This window comes from Actinoplanes sp. NPDC048796 (assembly GCF_040650035.1).
Classification (GTDB): domain Bacteria; phylum Actinomycetota; class Actinomycetes; order Mycobacteriales; family Micromonosporaceae; genus Actinoplanes.
Map to the genome: position 1 here is coordinate 561,482 of NZ_JBEZGO010000001.1, position 18,328 is coordinate 579,809.

At 70.1% G+C, this 18,328-nt stretch carries 19 protein-coding genes, 1 tRNA gene and 1 pseudogene; 13 read left to right on the forward strand and 8 right to left on the reverse strand.

Annotation, left to right across the window (positions count from 1 at the left end; translation table 11 throughout):
* Window positions 1-187 precede the first annotated feature (187 nt).
* Complete coding sequence (locus tag AB0C26_RS02645) at window positions 188-1,678, forward strand: glycosyltransferase family 39 protein (RefSeq protein WP_360240378.1); 1,491 nt, start codon at window positions 188-190, stop codon at window positions 1,676-1,678.
* 3 nt (window positions 1,679-1,681) lie between these two features.
* Here the strand turns inward: AB0C26_RS02645 and AB0C26_RS02650 are convergent.
* Window positions 1,682-2,535, reverse strand: a pseudogene (locus tag AB0C26_RS02650) (aldo/keto reductase).
* A 118-nt stretch (window positions 2,536-2,653) separates the two neighbouring features.
* On the opposite strand from AB0C26_RS02650, the gene AB0C26_RS02655 reads away from it, so the two are divergent.
* A complete protein-coding gene (locus AB0C26_RS02655; protein WP_360240381.1) occupies window positions 2,654-3,277 on the forward strand; it encodes a TetR/AcrR family transcriptional regulator in 624 nt (207 codons plus the stop codon).
* A 322-nt stretch (window positions 3,278-3,599) separates the two neighbouring features.
* Here the strand turns inward: AB0C26_RS02655 and AB0C26_RS02660 are convergent.
* Both AB0C26_RS02660 and AB0C26_RS02665 read right to left on the reverse strand, forming a co-directional pair.
* A tRNA-Val gene (locus AB0C26_RS02660) sits at window positions 3,600-3,671 on the reverse strand.
* A 51-nt stretch (window positions 3,672-3,722) separates the two neighbouring features.
* Window positions 3,723-4,124 carry a TIGR02611 family protein gene (locus AB0C26_RS02665; RefSeq protein ID WP_360240384.1) on the reverse strand — a complete coding sequence of 134 codons (402 nt, stop codon included), beginning with the start codon at window positions 4,122-4,124 and terminating at the stop codon, window positions 3,723-3,725.
* A gap of 276 nt (window positions 4,125-4,400) precedes the next feature.
* Between AB0C26_RS02665 and AB0C26_RS02670 the strand changes: the two genes are divergently transcribed.
* The 4 genes from AB0C26_RS02670 to AB0C26_RS02685 all read left to right on the forward strand — a co-directional run bounded on the left by AB0C26_RS02670 (window position 4,401) and on the right by AB0C26_RS02685 (window position 6,659).
* Window positions 4,401-4,832, forward strand: coding sequence for an SsgA family sporulation/cell division regulator (locus tag AB0C26_RS02670; RefSeq protein ID WP_020514863.1), 432 nt, complete (start codon window positions 4,401-4,403; stop codon window positions 4,830-4,832).
* 204 nt (window positions 4,833-5,036) lie between these two features.
* A complete protein-coding gene (locus AB0C26_RS02675; RefSeq protein WP_360240387.1) occupies window positions 5,037-5,888 on the forward strand; it encodes a helix-turn-helix transcriptional regulator in 852 nt (283 codons plus the stop codon).
* 59 nt (window positions 5,889-5,947) lie between these two features.
* Entirely contained in the window at window positions 5,948-6,403 is a 456-nt protein-coding gene (locus tag AB0C26_RS02680) for an Rrf2 family transcriptional regulator (RefSeq protein WP_097325192.1), read from the forward strand.
* 76 nt (window positions 6,404-6,479) lie between these two features.
* Window positions 6,480-6,659 (forward strand): DUF4236 domain-containing protein, encoded by a 180-nt coding sequence (locus AB0C26_RS02685; RefSeq protein ID WP_097325190.1) that lies wholly within the window; start codon window positions 6,480-6,482, stop codon window positions 6,657-6,659.
* On the opposite strand, the gene AB0C26_RS02690 is transcribed toward AB0C26_RS02685, so the two are convergent.
* The gene (locus AB0C26_RS02690) at window positions 6,656-7,513 is read right to left on the reverse strand and encodes a hypothetical protein (protein WP_360240391.1); all 858 of its coding nucleotides are present in this window, start codon (window positions 7,511-7,513) and stop codon (window positions 6,656-6,658) included. The genes AB0C26_RS02685 and AB0C26_RS02690 overlap by 4 nt on opposite strands.
* Window positions 7,514-7,609: 96 nt before the next feature.
* Here AB0C26_RS02690 and AB0C26_RS02695 point away from each other — a divergent pair, with 96 nt between their 5' ends.
* The 7 genes from AB0C26_RS02695 to AB0C26_RS02725 all read left to right on the forward strand — a co-directional run bounded on the left by AB0C26_RS02695 (window position 7,610) and on the right by AB0C26_RS02725 (window position 14,725).
* A complete protein-coding gene (locus tag AB0C26_RS02695) occupies window positions 7,610-9,148 on the forward strand; it encodes a fibronectin type III domain-containing protein (RefSeq protein ID WP_360240394.1) in 1,539 nt (512 codons plus the stop codon).
* Between the two features lie 196 nt (window positions 9,149-9,344).
* On the forward strand, window positions 9,345-10,391 hold the full coding sequence (locus AB0C26_RS02700; RefSeq protein ID WP_360240397.1) for a S1 family peptidase: 1,047 nt from the start codon (window positions 9,345-9,347) through the stop codon (window positions 10,389-10,391).
* A gap of 68 nt (window positions 10,392-10,459) precedes the next feature.
* Window positions 10,460-10,957 (forward strand): DinB family protein, encoded by a 498-nt coding sequence (locus tag AB0C26_RS02705; RefSeq protein ID WP_360240400.1) that lies wholly within the window; start codon window positions 10,460-10,462, stop codon window positions 10,955-10,957.
* Window positions 10,958-11,046: 89 nt separating this feature from the next.
* Window positions 11,047-11,781, forward strand: coding sequence for a hypothetical protein (locus AB0C26_RS02710; protein WP_360240403.1), 735 nt, complete (start codon window positions 11,047-11,049; stop codon window positions 11,779-11,781).
* Between the two features lie 207 nt (window positions 11,782-11,988).
* Window positions 11,989-12,849 carry a hypothetical protein gene (locus AB0C26_RS02715; protein ID WP_360240406.1) on the forward strand — a complete coding sequence of 287 codons (861 nt, stop codon included), beginning with the start codon at window positions 11,989-11,991 and terminating at the stop codon, window positions 12,847-12,849.
* Between the two features lie 2 nt (window positions 12,850-12,851).
* Window positions 12,852-14,090 carry a sensor domain-containing protein gene (locus AB0C26_RS02720; RefSeq protein ID WP_360240409.1) on the forward strand — a complete coding sequence of 413 codons (1,239 nt, stop codon included), beginning with the start codon at window positions 12,852-12,854 and terminating at the stop codon, window positions 14,088-14,090.
* On the forward strand, window positions 14,081-14,725 hold the full coding sequence (locus AB0C26_RS02725) for a response regulator transcription factor (RefSeq protein ID WP_360243475.1): 645 nt from the start codon (window positions 14,081-14,083) through the stop codon (window positions 14,723-14,725). The genes AB0C26_RS02720 and AB0C26_RS02725 overlap by 10 nt, the downstream gene beginning before the upstream one ends.
* A 130-nt stretch (window positions 14,726-14,855) precedes the next feature.
* On the opposite strand, the gene AB0C26_RS02730 is transcribed toward AB0C26_RS02725, so the two are convergent.
* The 4 genes from AB0C26_RS02730 to AB0C26_RS02745 form a co-directional block, all read right to left on the reverse strand.
* Entirely contained in the window at window positions 14,856-15,635 is a 780-nt protein-coding gene (locus tag AB0C26_RS02730) for a hypothetical protein (protein WP_360240412.1), read from the reverse strand.
* Complete coding sequence (locus AB0C26_RS02735; RefSeq protein ID WP_360240415.1) at window positions 15,632-16,201, reverse strand: RNA polymerase sigma factor; 570 nt, start codon at window positions 16,199-16,201, stop codon at window positions 15,632-15,634. Before AB0C26_RS02735 ends, AB0C26_RS02730 begins: the two co-directional genes overlap by 4 nt.
* A 7-nt stretch (window positions 16,202-16,208) precedes the next feature.
* Entirely contained in the window at window positions 16,209-17,357 is a 1,149-nt protein-coding gene (locus AB0C26_RS02740; protein ID WP_360240418.1) for an acyltransferase, read from the reverse strand.
* A gap of 115 nt (window positions 17,358-17,472) precedes the next feature.
* The gene (locus AB0C26_RS02745; protein ID WP_360240421.1) at window positions 17,473-18,285 is read right to left on the reverse strand and encodes a hypothetical protein; all 813 of its coding nucleotides are present in this window, start codon (window positions 18,283-18,285) and stop codon (window positions 17,473-17,475) included.
* Window positions 18,286-18,328: the final 43 nt, after the last annotated feature.

Below are 18,328 nucleotides of genomic sequence, written 5' to 3' on the forward strand. Positions count from 1 at the left end.
CATAGGGAGTGACAGATCTAACACGCTCCGCCGTTCACCACGATTTCGACTCAGCGGTGTCGACCGCGATCGCTCGCGCTCTATGATGCAAAGCCCCCGGACCTTCTGCCCTGGAGCGTCACCGATCACCGCCAGCGCCGCACCCACGCACAAATCGGGCGCTCTGGTACCCCAGCAGCGCACCCCCGTGACCGGGGACACGTCCACGCCGGTCCGGTCCCGACGGGCACCGTCCCCGGCCTCCGGCCGGTGGCTGTCGGTCACCGCCTGGGTCGCGCCCCTGCTGGCCACGGTGACGTTCGGCGTCTGGCACCTGACGACCCCGGCGCTGTGGGCCGACGAGCTCGCCACCTGGGGCGCGGTGCGCGTCTCGTGGTCCCAGTTGTGGCAACTGTCCGGAACGGTGGACGCGGTGCTGGCGCCGTACTACGCCGTCATGAAGGTCTACACCGCCGTCGCGGGCACCTCGACCGCGGCGTTGCGCCTGCCCGGTCTGCTGGCCTTCGTCCTGACCGCCGTGGTGATCACGGCGATCGGCCGACGGGTCGCCGGCCCGCTGGCGGGCAGCGTGGCGGCACTGCTGTTCGTGGTCACGCCGACCACCTCCCGGTACGCGCAGGAGGCACGGCCGTACGCCATCGTGATGCTTCTGGCCGCGATCGCCGTCCTATGCCTGATCCGGCTCGTCGAGCGGCCCTCCGCCGGCCGCCTGGCCACCTACGCGGCGGTCACCGGCCTGGCCGGGGCGCTGCACCCGTTGAGCGGCTTGTTCCTGCTCGCGGCGCACGCGGTCGCGGTGGTGTGGTTGCAGTGCGCGAAAAAGACGGACGGCTGGCCGACGACCCTGCGCTGGCTGGCGGCCGCCGTCGTGGGCGCCCTACCGGCGCTGCTGCTGGCCTGGTGGGCCTCCGGCCAGACGGCCCAGGTCTCCTGGATCGGGCTGGTCGGCCTGTCCGGCTTGCAGGCGTTCCCCAGCTCGCTGTTCGGATCGGCCGCGGTCGGCGGCCTCCTGCTGGTGCTCGCGCTGGTCGGCCTGCGCCCCGAGCCGGCCCTGGTCAGCATCGCCGCCACGGCCCTGATCCCGACCACGCTCATGCTGAGCGCGGGTGCGGTGATTCCGATCTGGGTTCCCCGGTACGCGCTGTTCTCGCTCCCGGCCATCGCCCTGCTCGCCGCCACGGCCGCCGTGCGTTTCGGGCGTACCCAGGCCTTCCTCGCGATCGGCCTGGCCGTCCTGCTCTCCTGGCCCAGCTACGTCAGCCTGCGCCTGGTCGACGGCCACGGCCAGGACTCGGAGAACATCGCGGCGGTCATCGGCCCCCGCTACCGCCCGGGCGACGTCGTGGTCTTCCCCGACACCCACCCGAGCATCCCGTGGGCGGCCCGCGACATCTACGAGCGCTACCTGCCGGCCCCACGCCCGCCCGACGTGCTGGCCCGCACCCCCCAGCGCCGCGACGGCAAGTTCCTGGCCACCGAGTGCCCCAACGCCGCCTGCCTGGGCAACCCACCCCGCATCTGGGTGGTCCGGATGGACAGCCCCACCGACCCCCTGCAAGACATGAACCCGGGCAAACGCCAACGCATCAACCAGTCCTACCGGACGGTCCAGCGCTTCCCCACCAAACTCCTCGTAGTGGTACTGCTGGAACGAAAAACTCCCACTCCCACCCGCTGACGTTCAGGCGGCGCCGCGTTCGCCGGCGGCCCGGCGGCGCAGGTTCGGGTCGAGCACGGCCGGGGGTACGTAGGCCTGGTCGAGGCGGGTGACGTCGGTGCCGGGCGGGACGATCGCGTCGATCCTTTCCAGGATGTCGTCGGTGAGCGCTACGCCGAGGCCGTTGAGCAGGTCGTCGAGCTGTTCCACGGTGCGTGCGCCGAGCAGCGTGCTGGTCACGCCCGGGTGCGCGATGGTGAAGGCCATGGCGAGGTGGGCCAGCGGCAGGCCGGCCTCGCCGGCGAGCGGGACGAGCTGTTCGACGACGTCGACGCGGCGTTCGTCGTTGAGGTGTTTGAAGTAGCGAGCGCGGCTCAGGTCGTTCGGCCGGCCCTTGCGGACGCGGCCGGTGAGCATGCCCTGCCCGAGCGGGCCCCACACCAGCGTGCCGAGGCCGTAGCGCTGCGCGGCCGGCAGCACGTCGTTCTCGGCGCCGCGGTTGAGGATCGAGTAAGGCAGCTGCTCGGTGCGGAAGCGTTCCAGCCCACGCCTCTCGGAAAGCCAGTGGGCGTCGGCGATGTCGACGGCCGGCGTGTTGGACGATCCGATCGCCCGCACCTTGCCGGCGCGGATCAGGTCGGTGAGCGCGGAGAGGGTCTCCTCGATGTCCGTGTCCGGGTCCAGCTGCCCACGACTTCCTCCGAGTCTCCATAGGCGTCGGAAGTGTCGATGAGGTTGATCCCCGCGTCCAGCGCCTTGTGGATCACCCGGATCGAATCCTCCGGGTCCGGGTTGCCCACCCGCGTGGCGAACATCAGCGCGCCGAGCCCGTACGGGCTGACTTTGATGCCGGTCCGGCCCAGGGTGCGGTAACGCATGATCGTCTCCTCGGGGTACGGTGACTGAAACGGAAAGCCTTTCCGGAATTATACGGAAAGCTTTTCCGGAACAGCAAGGGAGGCGACGGTGCCGGAGACCACCGGTTCAAGGGCGAGCATGGGTACGCGCCGGAAGCGAACCGACGCCCAGCGCAACCTCGAGTCGCTGCTCGAGGCCGCGAAAGCGGTCTTCATGACGTCGGGGGTGGACGCGCCGGCGAAGGAGATCACCGACCTGGCCGGCGTCGGAGTCGGCACGCTCTACCGGCACTTCCCCCAGCGCTCCCACCTGATCAAAGCGGTGATCGAGCGCGAGATCGACGCCTGCGCCGACGCCGGCCCGGCGCTGGCCGCCGAGCACACGCCGGCAACCGCGCTCGCCCGATGGCTCGACCGGCTCACCGAGTTCGTCGCGACCAAACGCGGATTCGCCGCGGCGCTGCACTCGGGCGACCCCGCGTACGACGGCCTCTCCGCCTACCTGATGGAAAAGCTGGCGCCGGCCCTGGGATCCCTGCTCGACACCGCGGTCGCCGCCGGGGAGATCCGCCCCGAAGTCAGCCCACAGGACCTGCTCTACGCGGTCGCCAAACTGTGCACGCCCCTGCCGACCGAGGAACCCGACCACGGCCGTCGCATGGTCACGCTCATCGTCGACGGACTTCGGACCGGCAACACCAGCGCCGCGCCACCTTTCGCCAACCCGGGCCGATCCGGACCGGTGGCGGACCGCAGGGAGTAGCCGCCCAACGACGGCGCTGACCGACAGCCCCATCGCAAGCACTTCCACGACCTGCGGCATACCCACCGCACATGGCGCGGCTGGTGACGTTTCCGGGCCACACGGCACGAGGTCACCGCGGAGTTTGCTCCGCCGGCCGACCGGTAGAAGAGCCTCCAGCCGCAGCTCAGCAGGCCACCGGGCGGTGGAAACACGATCAGGGGACTAGGCCTGGGCGCTCAACGTAACGCCGCGCTCCTTGCCCCAAGAGCAGAAAAGCTCCCAAACTTCGGGAGCCATCTACGATCCGGTCGGCGGTATCCGCCTGACCTGCGGAAATATGTGGGCGATACTGGGATCGAACCAGTGACCTCTCCGGTGTGAACGGAGCGCTCTCCCGCTGAGCTAATCGCCCTCAACGGAGTCAGACTCTACTAGACGCCGGCCCGTGGGGGCGAATCAGGGGTCACGTCAGCAGTTTGCGTCCCTCGTCGATCAGGTCGATGCCGAGGCTGAGGCGGACCGAGATGTAGACGATGGCGCACACGAAGGCGCAGCTGACCAGGCCCACGATGATTTTGATGGGCCAGGACTGGCGGGCTATCCAGTGGGTCCAGCCCTGTACGTGCCTCTTCGTGAACTCGAGCAGCTTCCTGGCCCACGCGAACTCGATGGCCCAGATGGCCAGGCCGAGGATCACGATCGCCCAGCCGGGGCCGGGGAAGGGGATCAGGACGATGCCCACGGCGACGACGATGGCGCCGAGTGTGGCTACTGAGATCTTGAGGGCCAGCCGGCCTGTCGGGTTCGCGCGGATCTTGTCCAGCACACCGAGTGGGGACTGATCTTCGTCGGGTTTCGTAGTCATTTCATCCCCCAGTGTTCCGGGTCCCCGTCACTACCCGGGAGGAATGGACGTTACCGGAGTAAGTCAACTGCTGGACCACCCGACGCCGGGCGGAACCGAGTACTTGGGCAGAACAGGACAAGATATCGCTTTTCGTCTTGTACCAAAGGGTTTTCGGAACCGTCTTCCCACTACTGGGTGAGATCAGCGTATGGCGGAGCGTAACGACAGGGATCACCTGAGTATGGGAAACGCGGGGTTCACCAGCCTCGCAGCGGTGCCGGGGGGAGTTCGTCCATGAGTACCATTCGTCCAACGACCGTCGAGGTCGAGACCTCGCTGCGGCTCGTAGCGCCTGACGCCACGGCACTGCCCGTGCGCGCCAGTCTGCGTTACGACCCAGCCGACCCGTATGCGGTCCACGTGTTGTTCCACGCAGAATCAGCCGGTGGGGAAGCCGTGAGCTGGTCCTTTGCGCGGGAACTGCTCGTGACCGGGCTCGATGAGCCCGCGGGCATCGGCGACGTCCGGGTGTGGCCGTGGGCCACGCCCCGGGGGGATTTCGTCGCCCTGGCGCTGTCGTCACCCGACGGCAACGCGCTGTTCGAAGTGCCTCGCAGCGTCCTGGTCCGATTCCTCCGGCGCACCTATGTGGTGGTGCCGCGCGGGCGGGAATCGGAACACCTGGACGTCGACGCGGCGGTCAACCGGCTTCTCGCCGGTAGATAGAAATACAAAGAAGCGACCCGCACGGACACTGCCGGTCCGTGCGGGTCGCTCTTTTACGAGCGCAAAATCAACAACCGGACAAATAGCGGAATCCGAGTCAAGAAACGGACATATCCGTGCCTGCGGGTGAATAACTCCCCGACCACGGAAACATCGTCCGGACCAGGGATGCGTCGCTGGTCATCGGCGGTTACCGTCGGCGCGATGTCCCTTGCAGCCTCGCGTGACACCGCGACCAGTTTCCGCCCGCCCGGCTGGGCGGGCGTCGGCACCTGCGCGCTCGACGCCACCGGCTCGGGGGCGCCCGAGCGGCTTCCTTTCCACGTGCTGCTGCTGGCGACGGCCGGCCACGGCGCGGTCGAGGTCGACTTCTTCGCGCACTCCTGCCGGCCGGGCACGCTGCTCTGGATCCGGCCGGGCCAGGCGCTGCGGGTGGGCCGCAACGGCCTGACCGCGTCGGCGATCACCTTCGAGCCCCATCTGGCCGGCGACGAGGAGCCCGCGGTCGGGCGCTGGCAGCTGCGCGGCGAGGACGAGGACGCCGTGATCAGCGAGTTCGCGCAGCTCGCGGTCGACTGCGACCGGCACCGCCGGGGCCCGCTGGCCGGCGAGTTGCTGCGCCACCAGCTCCGCGTCCTGCTGCTGCGGATCGCCCTGCTGGCCGGGGCCGACAACGCCGGGCCGGAGAGCCGTACCTACACGCGCTTCCGGTCGATGCTCGAGTCCGGTCATCCGCACAGCCGCCGGGTCGAGGACTACGCCGACGAACTGAACTGCTCGGTGCGTACCCTCACCCGGGCCTGTCTGTCGATGACCGGCCGCACGGCCAAGCAGGTCGTCGACGACCGGGTCGCCCTGGAGGCGCGCCGGCTGCTCGCCTGCACCTCGCTCTCCGTGGCCGAGGTGGGCCGTCACCTGGGGTTCGCCGAGCCGACGAACTTCGGCCGCTTCTTCCATCGAGAGGTCGGCATGAGCCCGGGACAGTTTCGTGCGGACGCCGCGCACGGACCCCGGCAAGCCATTCCCGCACAGCGACGGCCACCTGACAGAGGGTAATCCCCATATATCCGTGGGGTATGTGTGAGTCGCTGGCGCCGACGAGGCATTATGGGTATGTGCAGATCTCCGCGCGCGGCGACTACGCGGTCCGGGCCGCCCTCAGTTTGGCGCGGGCCTACCCGGCGCTGATGTCCGCCCAAGCCATCGCCCAAGACCAGGAAATGCCCCGCAAGTTCCTCGAGGCGGTGCTGGCCGACCTGCGCCGCGCCGGTGTGGTCCGGGCCCAGCGAGGCGCCGAGGGTGGCTACACACTGTCACAACCCCCACGCGATGTGATGATCGGCCAGATCATCAGGGCCGTCGATGGGCCGCTCGCCGGCGTGCGCGGTCTCCGTCCTGAGGAGACTCAGTACACGGGCGCGGCCGAAAACCTGCCCAACCTCTGGATCGCCGTGCGCGCCGCCATCCGCGAGGTGCTCGACGAGGTCAGCCTGGCCGAGGTGCTCAGCGGCCGGATGCCGGCCCACGTCCGCAAGCTCACGACACGCCCGGACGCGTGGCAGCCCCGTTAGACAGCCAAGTTTGCCGATTCGGCGAATCGGGAATCGTCGGCCCATCCCCGACACCCCCACGAAGGGACATAGAGCGATGGGCATCGTCTTCCGGAGCCGCAAGAAGTTCGGCCCGCTGATCCTGAACTTCACCGAGAACGGTTTCTCCTCGTGGAGCTTCAAGATCGGCCGCTGGTCGTGGAACTCGCGCACCCGCGCGCACCGCGTCGACCTGCCCGGCCCGCTGTCCTGGAAGCAGGACAAGAGCCGGTCCTAAAGCGAGATCACGACGTCTCCGCCGAGGCGGCCGTGCTCGGGTGACCGGGAGACCGTTCCCGCGTCCACCAGCGAGTGCAGCACCCGGGTGGCGTCGGCCGCCCGGTAGACCGTCTCGGTGAGCGCGAAGGTCCGCAACTCCGTCACGGTCGCCGGGCCCCGCTCCAGGAACGCCAGCAGCTCGCGGCGAAGCGGACCCGGGTGCGGCGTGAGCGAGATGTCGATCAGGTGCCGGTCCGGGTCGCCGGGGTCGCGGTAGCGCACCCCGGCGAACTCGTCGACCGCCCACAGGGTCTCCTTGAACCCTTCGAGGCTCTTGCCCAGGGTGGTTCCGTAGATCAGCAGTTCGCCCGGCTCGTCCGAGACGGCAAGCTCCACCCGCGTGACCAGCGGCCATCCGGCCCGATAGGGACCGGGGTCGGCGCCCGGCGGCAGGATCAGCAGGAACTCGGCCGGCCGGCCGGCCGTCAGCGCCGCGACCGTGGCCGGCGCGGGACTCACCCCGGCCGAGGCGCCATCCAGAAAACCCAGCAGCGGTACGCGCTGAGCTCCGATCGCCGTCAGCGCCACCGGCAACATCGTGTCCGTCGGGCCGGAGATCGCGTGTACCGGGAAGGCGTCCAGCGCCGGCACCTCGGCGCCCGTGGCCACCATGGACAGCTCGCGACCCCGTACATAATCGGCTTGATCGGCCAGCACCCGAGCCGCCGCCGAGGCCGCCAGGCCGCCGTCCGCGTCGGCGTAGCCGTGCGCGTAGACCACCCGCCGGGCCCGGTGCAGCGCCGCGGGCGCCCACGCCTCCAGATGGCGGATGAGCAACTCGCGCTTGACGATGGCGATCTCTTCGACGGACATATCTGATTTCTATCCTGCCTGGCCAGCGCAGATCGGACTGGGTGTTCGCGCCTGCTGACTTGTACCTACGGTATTCACGCGAGCACTATGAGATATATGGCCGCTCCTCCGCTAGCCGAGCTCACCCACCGCGCCCAGACGTTGACGTCGGCCGGCGATCTCGTGGGCGCTCAGCGGGTCCTGGCCAATGTGCTCGACCCGGCCGCCGCCGACCCTCGCCAGGCCAGTCCCGACCTCGCGCTCGCGGCCGCGCTGCACGCCCGCATCCTGATCGCGCTCGGCGACGTGCAGAGCGCGCGCGTGTGGGCCGAGTTCGCGCACGCGGCCGAGGAGCGCCTGCACGGGCCGCACGACGAGCGTACGGTCGCCGCCGCGGCCACCCACGCGGCCGTCCTCCAGCGCATCGGCCAGTTCGGGCACGCGGCCCGGGTCTACCGCCGGCTGGTCGGCGACCTGACCGAGATCGACGGCCCGGACACGCCCCGCGTGCTGGCCGCCGAGGCCGATCTGGCCACCGCCGAGCACGCCGCCGGCCACTGCGGCGCCGCCCGCGGCCGGCTCTCCGCGGCCTGGCGCCGGCACAGCCGCCTGTACGGTGACGCCGCTCCGGCCGGCATCAAGATGCTGGCCCGGCTGGGCGCGATGGAACGCGACTGCGGCCGCGACGCCGAATCCCGCGATCACCTGGCCAAGGCGCAGGAGCTCTGCGCCCGTTACCTGCCGGCCGATCATCCGCTGGTCCGCCAGGTGGCGGCGCTGGCGGCGGCGCCGGCCTCGCCGAAGCACGCCTGCAAGGCCCAGGAGGCGGGCGTCACCACGGTGGAGACTCCGGGCGTACGCCATCTGCCGTTTCCCCGGCGTCCGACCGTGCCCGACCCGAGCGAGGGTTTCCCGCCCGAGGAGCCGGCCGACAACCGGGCCACCGACCCGAACGGCACCGTCTATCAGCAGCCGCTGTACCTGTCCGACGTGCATCAGGCGCCGGGTGACCTGACCGGCCGGCACGCGCGAGCCGACACGCCGCCGCCGATGCCGGGCCAGCGCGCGCCCGACTACGGCCCGGACGGGCGCCCGCAGCCGGTCGGCTCGGCCCCGGCGAGCACGTACGAGCCGCCGCCCAACACCGAGCGCCGCCTGCCGGTCCGTACCGAGCAGCCGCCCGCCCCGCGCCGCCGCCAGCCCTTCATCCTGGCCGCGGTGCTGGTCGCGGGCATCGCCGCCGCCGTCGCCGTGGTCGCGTTGACCCTGCCGGACGCCGACGGCGCCACCGGCCCGCCGCCCCCGCCGGCCACCACTGCGGCGGCGCCGTCGGCCCAGGCGACCAGTAAGGCGCCGGCCACGTCCAAGCCACCGGCGGCCAAGGCCGATCCGGGCGCGCCGCAGAACGTGCGCCTGCGGGACAACCGCGACAGCGTGGTGCTCCAGTGGACGTACCCGCAAGACGCCGAAGGCCCGATTCTGGTTTCCGGCGGTCGCGCCGGGCAGGATCCGAAACCCTTCCAGCAGCTGCCCGCCGGCAGCGGCGATTACGTGGTGTACGGCCTGAACGAGAACCTGAACTACTGCTTCACCGTGGCCGTCGCGTACTCGAGCAACCGCATCGCCACATCGGCTCCGGCCTGCACCAAGCGCTAAAAGCATTGATAAACATAAATCTTGTCATCCCGGTTCGGTAATACGATCGGCGGTATGTGAGCTCATTTCCCCAGGTCACAGCGGATCTGCCGGGGGTTGGGGAGAAATGCCCGCATCTTGAAGGATGCATCGACGTCTGCCAATACTGAGCCCGGTACGCCGCATCAGGCGTCATCCCCATCCCCCGGGAGGAACCGTGCTCAACCGGAAGCTGCGCCGACCGATCGTCGGCCTGGCGGCATCTGTGCTCGTCGGCTCCACGCTCATGGCCTTCTCGCCCGCGTCATCCGCGGCGGCCGCGCCCGGCGCCGACCCCTCGTTCGCGCCCTCGGCGCTCGCCGGCAAGCTCGACGCCCAGTTCGGCGCCAGCATCGCCGGGTCGTACATCGACGACGCCGGCAAGGTGGTCGTGAACGTCACCGACGCGGCCACCGCCCGTTCGGTCACCGCCGCCGGGGCCACGCCCCGCTTCGTCGCCCGCAGCGGCGCCAGCCTGGCCGCCGCCGACAACGCCCTGAAGGCCGAACTCAAGACCCCCGGCACCGCGTTCGCCATCGACCCGGTCAGCAACCAGGTCGTCGTGTCCGTCGACAGCACGGTCACCGGCGCCAAGCTCGCCGCCGTCCAGGCCACCGTGGCCAAGCTCGGCGACCGCGCCCGCATCGAGTCGGCACCCGGCACGATCTCCGTCAAGATCTCCGGCGGCGACGCGATCTACGCCGGCGGCGGCCGCTGCTCGCTCGGCTTCAACGTGCGCAACAGCGCCGGCACGAACTACTTCCTGACCGCCGGCCACTGCACCAACATCGGCTCGACCTGGACCAACGGCTCGACCACCCTGGGCACCCGGTCCGGCACGAGCTTCCCGGGCAACGACTACGGCATCGTCCGCTACACGAACACGACCATCACCAAGACCGGTGGCGTCGGCTCGCAGGACATCACCTCGGCCGGCACCCCGGCCGTCGGCGCGACCGTCTACCGCCGCGGCTCCACCACCGGCACCCGCTCCGGCCGGGTCACCGCGCTGAACAGCACGGTCAACTACGCCGAGGGTTCGGTCTCCGGCCTGATCCGCACCACCGTCTGCGCCGAGCCGGGCGACAGCGGCGGCCCGCTGTACTCCGGCACCACCGCGCTCGGCCTGACCTCGGGCGGCAGCGGCAACTGCTCCTCCGGCGGCACCACGTACTTCCAGCCGGTCACCGAGCCCCTGAGCGTCTACGGCGTCTCGGTCTTCTGATCCATCGACACCGAAACAGCCCTGCCCGTACGGGTGGGGCTGTTCCGGTGTCGACGATCAACCACGCCATGAACGAGCGAGACACACTGGCCCAGTTCCTCGACCAGCACCGCGAGTGGACGCTGGCCGCCCTCGACGGCCTGACCGAGGCCGACGCGGCGGCCCGCCTGCTCCCGGCGACCACCATGACCATCGGCGGGATCGTCAAGCACCTCGCCCACATGGAAGACCTGTGGTTCACGCACAAGCTGCTCGGCGAGCCCTACCCGGAACCGTGGGCGTCCGCCCCACCCGGCGAACAGTGGGCTTGGAGCTCGGCGGCGGACGACTCGGTGGACGAGCTCCGCACGCTCTACACCGAGGCCTGCGCCCGCAGCCGAGCCGCCGTCGCCCGCATCGACGACCTGGACACGCGGGCCGCGCTGCCGTCGTTCGGCAAGGCACCGGTCAGCCTGCGCTGGCTGTGGACCCAGATGATCCGCGAGACCGCCCAGCACCGCGGCCACCTCGACCTGATGCTGGACGTGATCCGGGCCAGGAGCACCGAGAAACCTTCGTCGGGGTGAACAGGTTGCCCACACCTCGAAATCTCGCCCCTCGAAGCCATGGACCGCCCGGTCTCAGCCTATGTAGATCAACAACATAGGCTCCCGCGGTGCCTCTCAAGGTCCGGTTCCGCCCCGACACCCCCTACCTCGGTTCACTCGCCGGCTTCGCCCTCGCGGCCGTCCTCGGCCTGATCCTCGTCCACGGCGACAACACCGTCGGCACCATCGCCACCGACGGCTCCGGCCTGGTCGCGCTTGTCCTCGCCCTGCCGCTCATTTTGAGCACCGTTCTGCGGATCCCGGTCCTCACCGTCGACGACAAGGGCATCCGGCTGCCCAACATGCGCCTGACCTGGCCCCACATCGCCCGGCTCACCGAGACGGTGGGACCCCGCCGCCGGCCCGTTCTCCTGATCGTCCCGGCCGATCCGGCGGCCGCCCTGCGCCTGATGAACCCGCTGCAGCGCGTGCAGTACCAGGCGGTAACCGCCCAGTATGGAACCCCGTTCATCGTGGGAGACCGATGGCTGGACGCCACCCTCGGCGAGATCCAGGCGGCTGCCGCCCGCCTCCGCCCCGCGCAGCCGACCCCGCCAGCCGCCGGGCAGCCGGCGCGGAGGACGACCCGAAGGACGGCCCGGATCGTGGGCCTGATCGCCCTCCTGCTGGTGCTGGTGCCGGTCACGCTGATGCTGGGGGCCTGCGCCCTGTTCTTCCTCCTAGGACCGATCTTCGATCCCGATGAGGTCCCGTTCGGCCTTGCGCCGATCCTGGCCTTCCTGGCTCTCACCGCCGGCGCAGTCTTTTGCGTCTACCGTCTCACGCGCAGCCTCAGACGTTAGGTCCGGCGGGGCGTCCCGCCCGAATCTCGGCGGCCTCACCGGAAAGCCGCCACATGACGTTCGGTCCACACCGCGAACAGCCGGGCACGCCGCCGGGTCCTCGACCTGAGGTAGAGCTAGCTCTACCTCAGGGGTAACGCAAACTCACCCGGCCGCACTATCTCTTGTGCCATCGCGCTGTGCGAGGCCGGTCTTTACCGTCGTCCTATGCTTTTACGACCGATAAAAACCGAACCGGTACCAGGTTCCGACGGCAAAAAGGTTCGGCTGCATTCGGGGTCCGCGATCGGGTTTCTGCTGGCATTCGGCATAGCTTTGGTGGCGGCCTTCGTGCTCGCCCCCGCCGCCTTTCTCAGGCCGACTTTCGGGGCTTACGACAGTGAGGCGAATCTGCAGGACGCCCTCGGGCGTGCTCTCGTCGAGTACTGGCGAAGCGGAACCGCGGCGTTGCCCGCCCGCCTGGCGACCCTGGTCGACTACTGGTTCGAATGGCATGTGATCAAGGTGGCGATCAGCGCATTGCTGGTCGTCGTCCTCGCGCTGCTCGCCACCGCGCTGTGGCGGAGATACGTGCGAGGCCGGCCCGGATACGCGGCGGTTGCCACGGCCGTAACGGTGTTGACGGTTCTCGCCACGGGAGTGCTGATGGTGAACATCCAGGCGACGGCCGTACCGTTGGTCGCGTTGCTGCCGCTGTTATCCGGTAGGACCTCTGAGGGAAAGCTCGCGCCGGTGTTGAGTGAGATGCGCGAAGGGCTGACCGCCTCGACCAGTCCGCATGCCGGTTCCGGCGCGCTGACGCTACTGCTCGGCGAGGTCGCGCGATATCACTGGGTCATGGCTGCGGTTTCTGCCACGCTGATGGTGGCGACCGGACTGGTGAGCGCCCATTTCTGGAGGCGGCGTATCGCCAGGGAACCGAGCGCCACGCGCGTCCGATTCATGCACCGTACACTCGGTGTCACCATGGCCCTGACCGCTTGTCTGCTGCTATTCGTGACAGCGGCCAGCACAGTCTCGGCGCTGGACCCCGCCACCTCACTGCTCGACGTCCTAGGAGCAGGCTGACCGTGGCGACGAGCGTGTGGCGGGCGATGGGGGGCAACCCCGTCCGGTTCGTCCTGTCGCGATGGCTCTGGCGCAGCCTGGCCTATGTCGTCAGTAGCGTGGCGGTCAGTGCGATCGCCTGGCTGGCCGTTCTACCGCTGCTGCTGTTTCCGCCGCTGCTGATGCTCGTCGGCATACCTATCGGGGCGCTGGAGCGCCACCGGCTCGGCCTCGTGGAGCCGCTCGCAGTCCCCGACCCGCACGCACCCGCGCCCCCGGGCGGCTGGGCATGGGTGCGGCGGCGGGTAACCGAGGCTGCCACCTGGCGCGAACTCGGCTATTGCGGATGCCTGCTGTCGGTGCTCGCGCTCCTCGACCTGGCTGCGGTGTTCGTCCTGCTCACCTGCCTGCTGCTGCTGGCGCTGCCGCTGTTGGTCGGGTTGGGCGTGAACGTCCACCTCACAATCGGCACCTGGGCGGTCGAGACCGTCGAGCAGGCGTGCGCCGTCGCCGGCCTGGCCGGGATGCCCGCGACGGTCGTCACCCTGTACGGGATCAGCGTGATCGGCGGCGCCCAGGCCGCCTTCGCCAAGTGGCTGCTCGCGCCCACGGGTCCCGAGATGAACCGCCAGGTAGAGGAGCTGGCCCTGTCACGCAGCCGGTTGGTCGACGCCTTCGAAGCCGAACGCCGTCGGATCGAGCGAGATCTGCACGACGGCGCGCAGCAACACCTGGTACTCCTGACGATGAAGCTGGGCTTGGCCGAGCGGCATATGACCGGCGCGGACGGACGGGCCCGCGAACTCGTCGGCGAGGCCCACGACCAGGCCCGGCTGGCACTCGTCACCCTGCGGGACCAGATCCGCGGCATCCATCCTCAGGTCCTCACCGATCTCGGGCTGACCGAGGCGGTCCGCGAACTCGCCGAACGGTGTCCGATTCCGGTCGAGCTCGATCTCGACGTGTCCGGCCGGCTGCCGCCCGAGATCGAGTCGACCGCCTACTTCGTGGTCTCCGAGGCCATGACCAATGCGGTACGACACGCCGCAGCTACTCGCATCCAGATCAGTGGCAGACTCGCTGAGCAACGGCTGACGCTGACCATCGTCGACGACGGCACCGGTGGCGCCGAACCGTCACTGGGCACGGGCATGCGAGGGCTGGCCGACCGAGTGGCCGTCGTGGCCGGCGCCCTGGAGATCAGCAGCCCACCGGGGGGACCCACCACTGTGCGAATGGACCTGCCGTGTCGCTGCGAATAGTGCTTGCCGAAGACGCCGCGCTCATGCGGGCCGGCCTCGTCAGCCTGCTCGAAGGACTGGGCCACACCGTGGTGGCGGCGGTCGGTGACGGTGACGCGATGATGGTGGCCGCCCGAGAGCATCGACCCGACCTGGTCGTCACCGATGTCCGCATGCCGCCCGGTTTCACCGACGAAGGGCTGCGTGCCGCGGTGACCCTACGCGCCGGCGACCCGAGCGCGGCGGTTCTCGTGCTGTCGCAGTACGCGGCCACCGCGTACGCCGCTGAACTGCTCGGGCCGTCCGGTCAGGCCGGAGTCGGCTATCTGCTCAAGGACCGCATCGGCGAGATCGCCGATTTCTCCGACGCGGTGTCGCGGGTCGCGGCCGGTGAGACCGTCATCGACCCCGACGTGGTACGGCAGTTGCTGGACCGCCGCCGCACGACGAACCCACTCGACCGTTTGACCGCTCGGGAGCGGGAGGTGCTCGAGCTGATGGCCGAAGGCCACAACAACCCGTCCATCGCCCGAGCGCTCGGAATCAGCGACGCCGCAGTGGCCAAACACATCGGCAACATCTTCACCAAACTCGACCTTCCCGATGCCGACGGCCATCGCCGCGTCCTCGCCGTCCTGACATACCTGCGAAGCTGACCGCGCCCGAGCCGGCGTCGGCCACGACTGCGCAGACAGCGCAGACAGCGCAGACAGCGGCCTCGCCCGTACCTGCCGGGGGCGCGGTGGTTGCGTGGGGCGATACGGCGGCGGTCGGTGCTGGGGAGTGTCAGTCGAGCTTTGGGTGGTCGTAGAGCAGGCTGGCGGAAAGGTTGGGGATGGTGGCGCCGGTGGTGAGGGTGAGGGTGAGGGTGGTGGTGTCGCTGTTCGCCTCGTCGCGGCCTTCCGGGTACCAGGCGGCGAAGTAGCCGTCGCGGACGGTGGCGTGCGCCGTTCGGGACGAGTCGCCGTTTCCGGAGCGTACGGTGATGTCGACGCCGGTCACCTGAGAGCCCAGGTGGCCCGCCATGAGCCGGATGTAGCCCTCGTCGGTGCGCAGCTGGCCCCACGTGTACAGCTCGACGCCGGTGGCGCCCAGCTGTTCGGTGCTGCTCAGCACGGTGAGAATGCTGGACTGGCGCACGTCCCCGTTGTGATCACGGAAGCAGGTCCGGCTTCCGCTCGGCGTCACGGCATTGACGTACGCGTAGTCACCGCGGGTCTCGCCGACGACGATCCGCGCGGCGCCGGTCTCCTCCGCCGGCACGCATTTGGCCACGATGTCGCGGGCCTCGGCGGCCGAGACCGGCCCCGGATCGGGGGTCCAGGAAGCGTACGCGGGCCCGCCGGCGATCAGGCCGGCGAGCAGGGCGCCCCCAGCGGCGAGCGCCGCCGCCACGCCGGCGATCCGCAGGCGGCGCCGGGGGCGGGATGCGACCGGCTCCGAGCCCGCGCTCCGGTCGGTGCTGACGATGCTCTCCAGCAGGTTCTGGGCCCGGGCCTGGGTGACGCGAGCGGGCGCCGGGCCGGCGGCGGACCGGATGGCGTGGTCGAGTTCGTCGTTGGTCATGCGGGGCCTCCGGGTGACGCGGTATGGGCAGGCGCGGGGGAAGGTGCGGGTCCGGGTTCCGGCTGCTGGCGCAGGTGCCGGCGCAGGCGGCGGCGGGCTCGCAGCAGGCGCAGGCTGAATGCCGTCCGGGAGATGCCCAGCACGTGGGCGGCTTGAGGGCCGGTGAGGTCCTCGATCGCGGTGAGCGTGAGCGCTTCCTGGTCGGCCGCGGACAGTTGCTGCCAGGCCCGGGTCAGGTCGACGTGGGCCGCCACCGCGTCAGCGTCACCGCCGGTGTCCCCTTCCGGTTCCCGCAGGATGCGCAGGGCGAGCTTCCGCTGCCGCTGTTCGCTGCGCTGCCGGTTGCGCAGCAGGTTGTGCGCGACGGTGAAAAGCCAGGCCCGGGCCTCGTCGAGGGAGTCCGGCACGTCGTCCAGGCGCCGCCAGGCGACCAGGAACGTCTCGGCGACCACGTCCTCAGCCACGGCGAGGTCGGCCCGGCGCTCGGCGAACACCAGCAGGTCGTCGTACGCGGCCTCGAAGAGCTCGCGGAAGGCGGCTTCCGCGTCCGCCGTTGCCCGGTTCACGATTCCCTCACGCTCGGGTCGCCCGATCTGCCGTGATCGGTTGCCGCCGGCCCCGCACGAAAACGCGGATCAAAGGTGCGAGCGGACGCTCGACGTAGCGGTGGATCAGCCAGGCCACGGTGAGCAGGACGACGACGGCTCCCCCGATCAGTATCGGCGCCGGCAGCCCGGTCGCGGTGTGAAAGGTGCGGATCAGGCTGTAGCCGACCCGCTGATGCAGCAGGTAGAACGGGTAGGTGAGCGCGCCCGCCGTGCCCAGCCAACTCCAGGTGATTCGGTCGGTGGCGCCGAGGGCGATGGCCAGCAGGATGCCGTACGCCATGGTGAGCAGCACCGGCGCCGGCCAGACCGCGACCTCGAAGCCGGGACGCAGGTCCAGCGCCCGTACGTGCACGTGGTGCAAGCTGACCAGCCAGCAGGCGGCCAACAGCGCCCACGACCACCGGTCGGAGCGGTCACGGCGCAGCATGAACATGGTCATGCCCGCGATGAAGTACGGCGCGAAGTCCGGCATCACGACCTGCTCGAGCGATGCCCCCGGGAAGGCCGGCAGGAGCACGGCGGCCGTCAGCCATCCGGCGCCGAGCAGCCGCACCCGCTTGCCGGTGAGCCCGGCGGCGAGCATGCAGGCGACGATCAGATAGAACCGGAACTCACACCAGAGCGTCCAGTACACGGTGTCGACCAGCGGCCTGTTCAAAGGTTCCGCCAGCATCGTCAGGTTGATCAGCACGTCCGGGCCGCCTGGCAGGGGCGGAAACGGCAGTCCGCCGCTGATCGGCAGCACCGTGCTGACCACGGCGGTGATCAGGACGCACACCCATAAGGCCGGGTACAGCCGGGCGGCGCGGGAGGCGGCGAACCCGCGGAGGGTGCGCCCCCAGCCGCTCATCAGGATGACGAACCCGCTGATCAGGAAGAACACTTCGACGCCGAGGAAGCCGTAGATCAACACCGGCGCGGCGTCCGGGAGGAAGTACGCGGGTGGGTGCACCCCGTCCAACCGCCAGGAGTCCCCGAAGTGGTAGCCGGCCACGGCCAGCGCGCACACCAGCCGCAATCCGTCCAGCGCGTACAGCCGAGGCGTGCGTTCAGGCGCGGGGCCGGACTCACCTCGCACGGCCGCGGGGGCGGGGGCGAGACTGACTGTCGTCATCGGCTGCTCCTGGTGATCCGGGGGGACGTGATCGCGTCCGGTCACACATGTGCAGCGCGGGCTCCAGAGCTACAGGTGATACAGCTCACTCTCTGAACAGAAGGTCAGGGGCCGGTCAGGCCTTGCGATCGTCGACCCGCTCCTCGCCACGGCGGCGGAGGAGTTTGAGGCCGGGGAGGCCGGCGATGGCCAGGTGCAGGTCTTCGGTGACCTCGAGGAGCTTGTGGAGGTCGGGCCCGACCTGGTCGAGCTTGTTCAGCAGAGGCATCACGTCATCGACGAGGTGCGAGCGCAGGGCCGGCAGGGTGTCGATCATGCGGATGGCGGCGGTGACCTCCTCCTGCGAGAGCTCGTCGACGAAACGGCGGGCCAGTGGGGCGCCCTTGCGCAGCGGCCCGGCGTACTCGTTGAGCAGGCCGGTCGCCTCCTGGGCGGCCGATTCGGCCTGGCCGACCACGCCGGCGGCGGCGTCGCTGATACCGCCGGCCTTGTCGACCAGGGCGCCGGCCCGGTCGGCGGTCGTGCCCGCGCGGTCGACCAAGGCGCCGGCGGCGTCGGCGGTGGTGGCGGCTCGCTCGACCAGGAGGGCGGCGGCGTCGGCGGTCAGAGCGGCCCGCTGGACCAGGGCGTCGGCGTCGCCGGCGGTGGAGCCGGCTCGGTCTACCAAGGTGGCGGCGGCGGTGGCTGTCTGCCGGGCGTCGGACACTGTCTTCTCGGCTGTGTCGACGACTGTCGAGACGCGGTGGATCAGGGTTTCGGCCTGGTCGGCTATCACCGTCACGCGGCTGACCAAAAGTTCGGCCTGGCCCAGGAGGCCGACCACCCGTACCGGGACGGTGACGGCGGCCGCCGCTGTCTCCACCACCTGACCGACGGCGGCGCGGGTCAGGTCGGCGACGGTGGCGGGAGACAAGAACGGGAAGCGCATTCTTCCATCATGCGCCAGCGGGACACCTCACGTTTCGTGACCG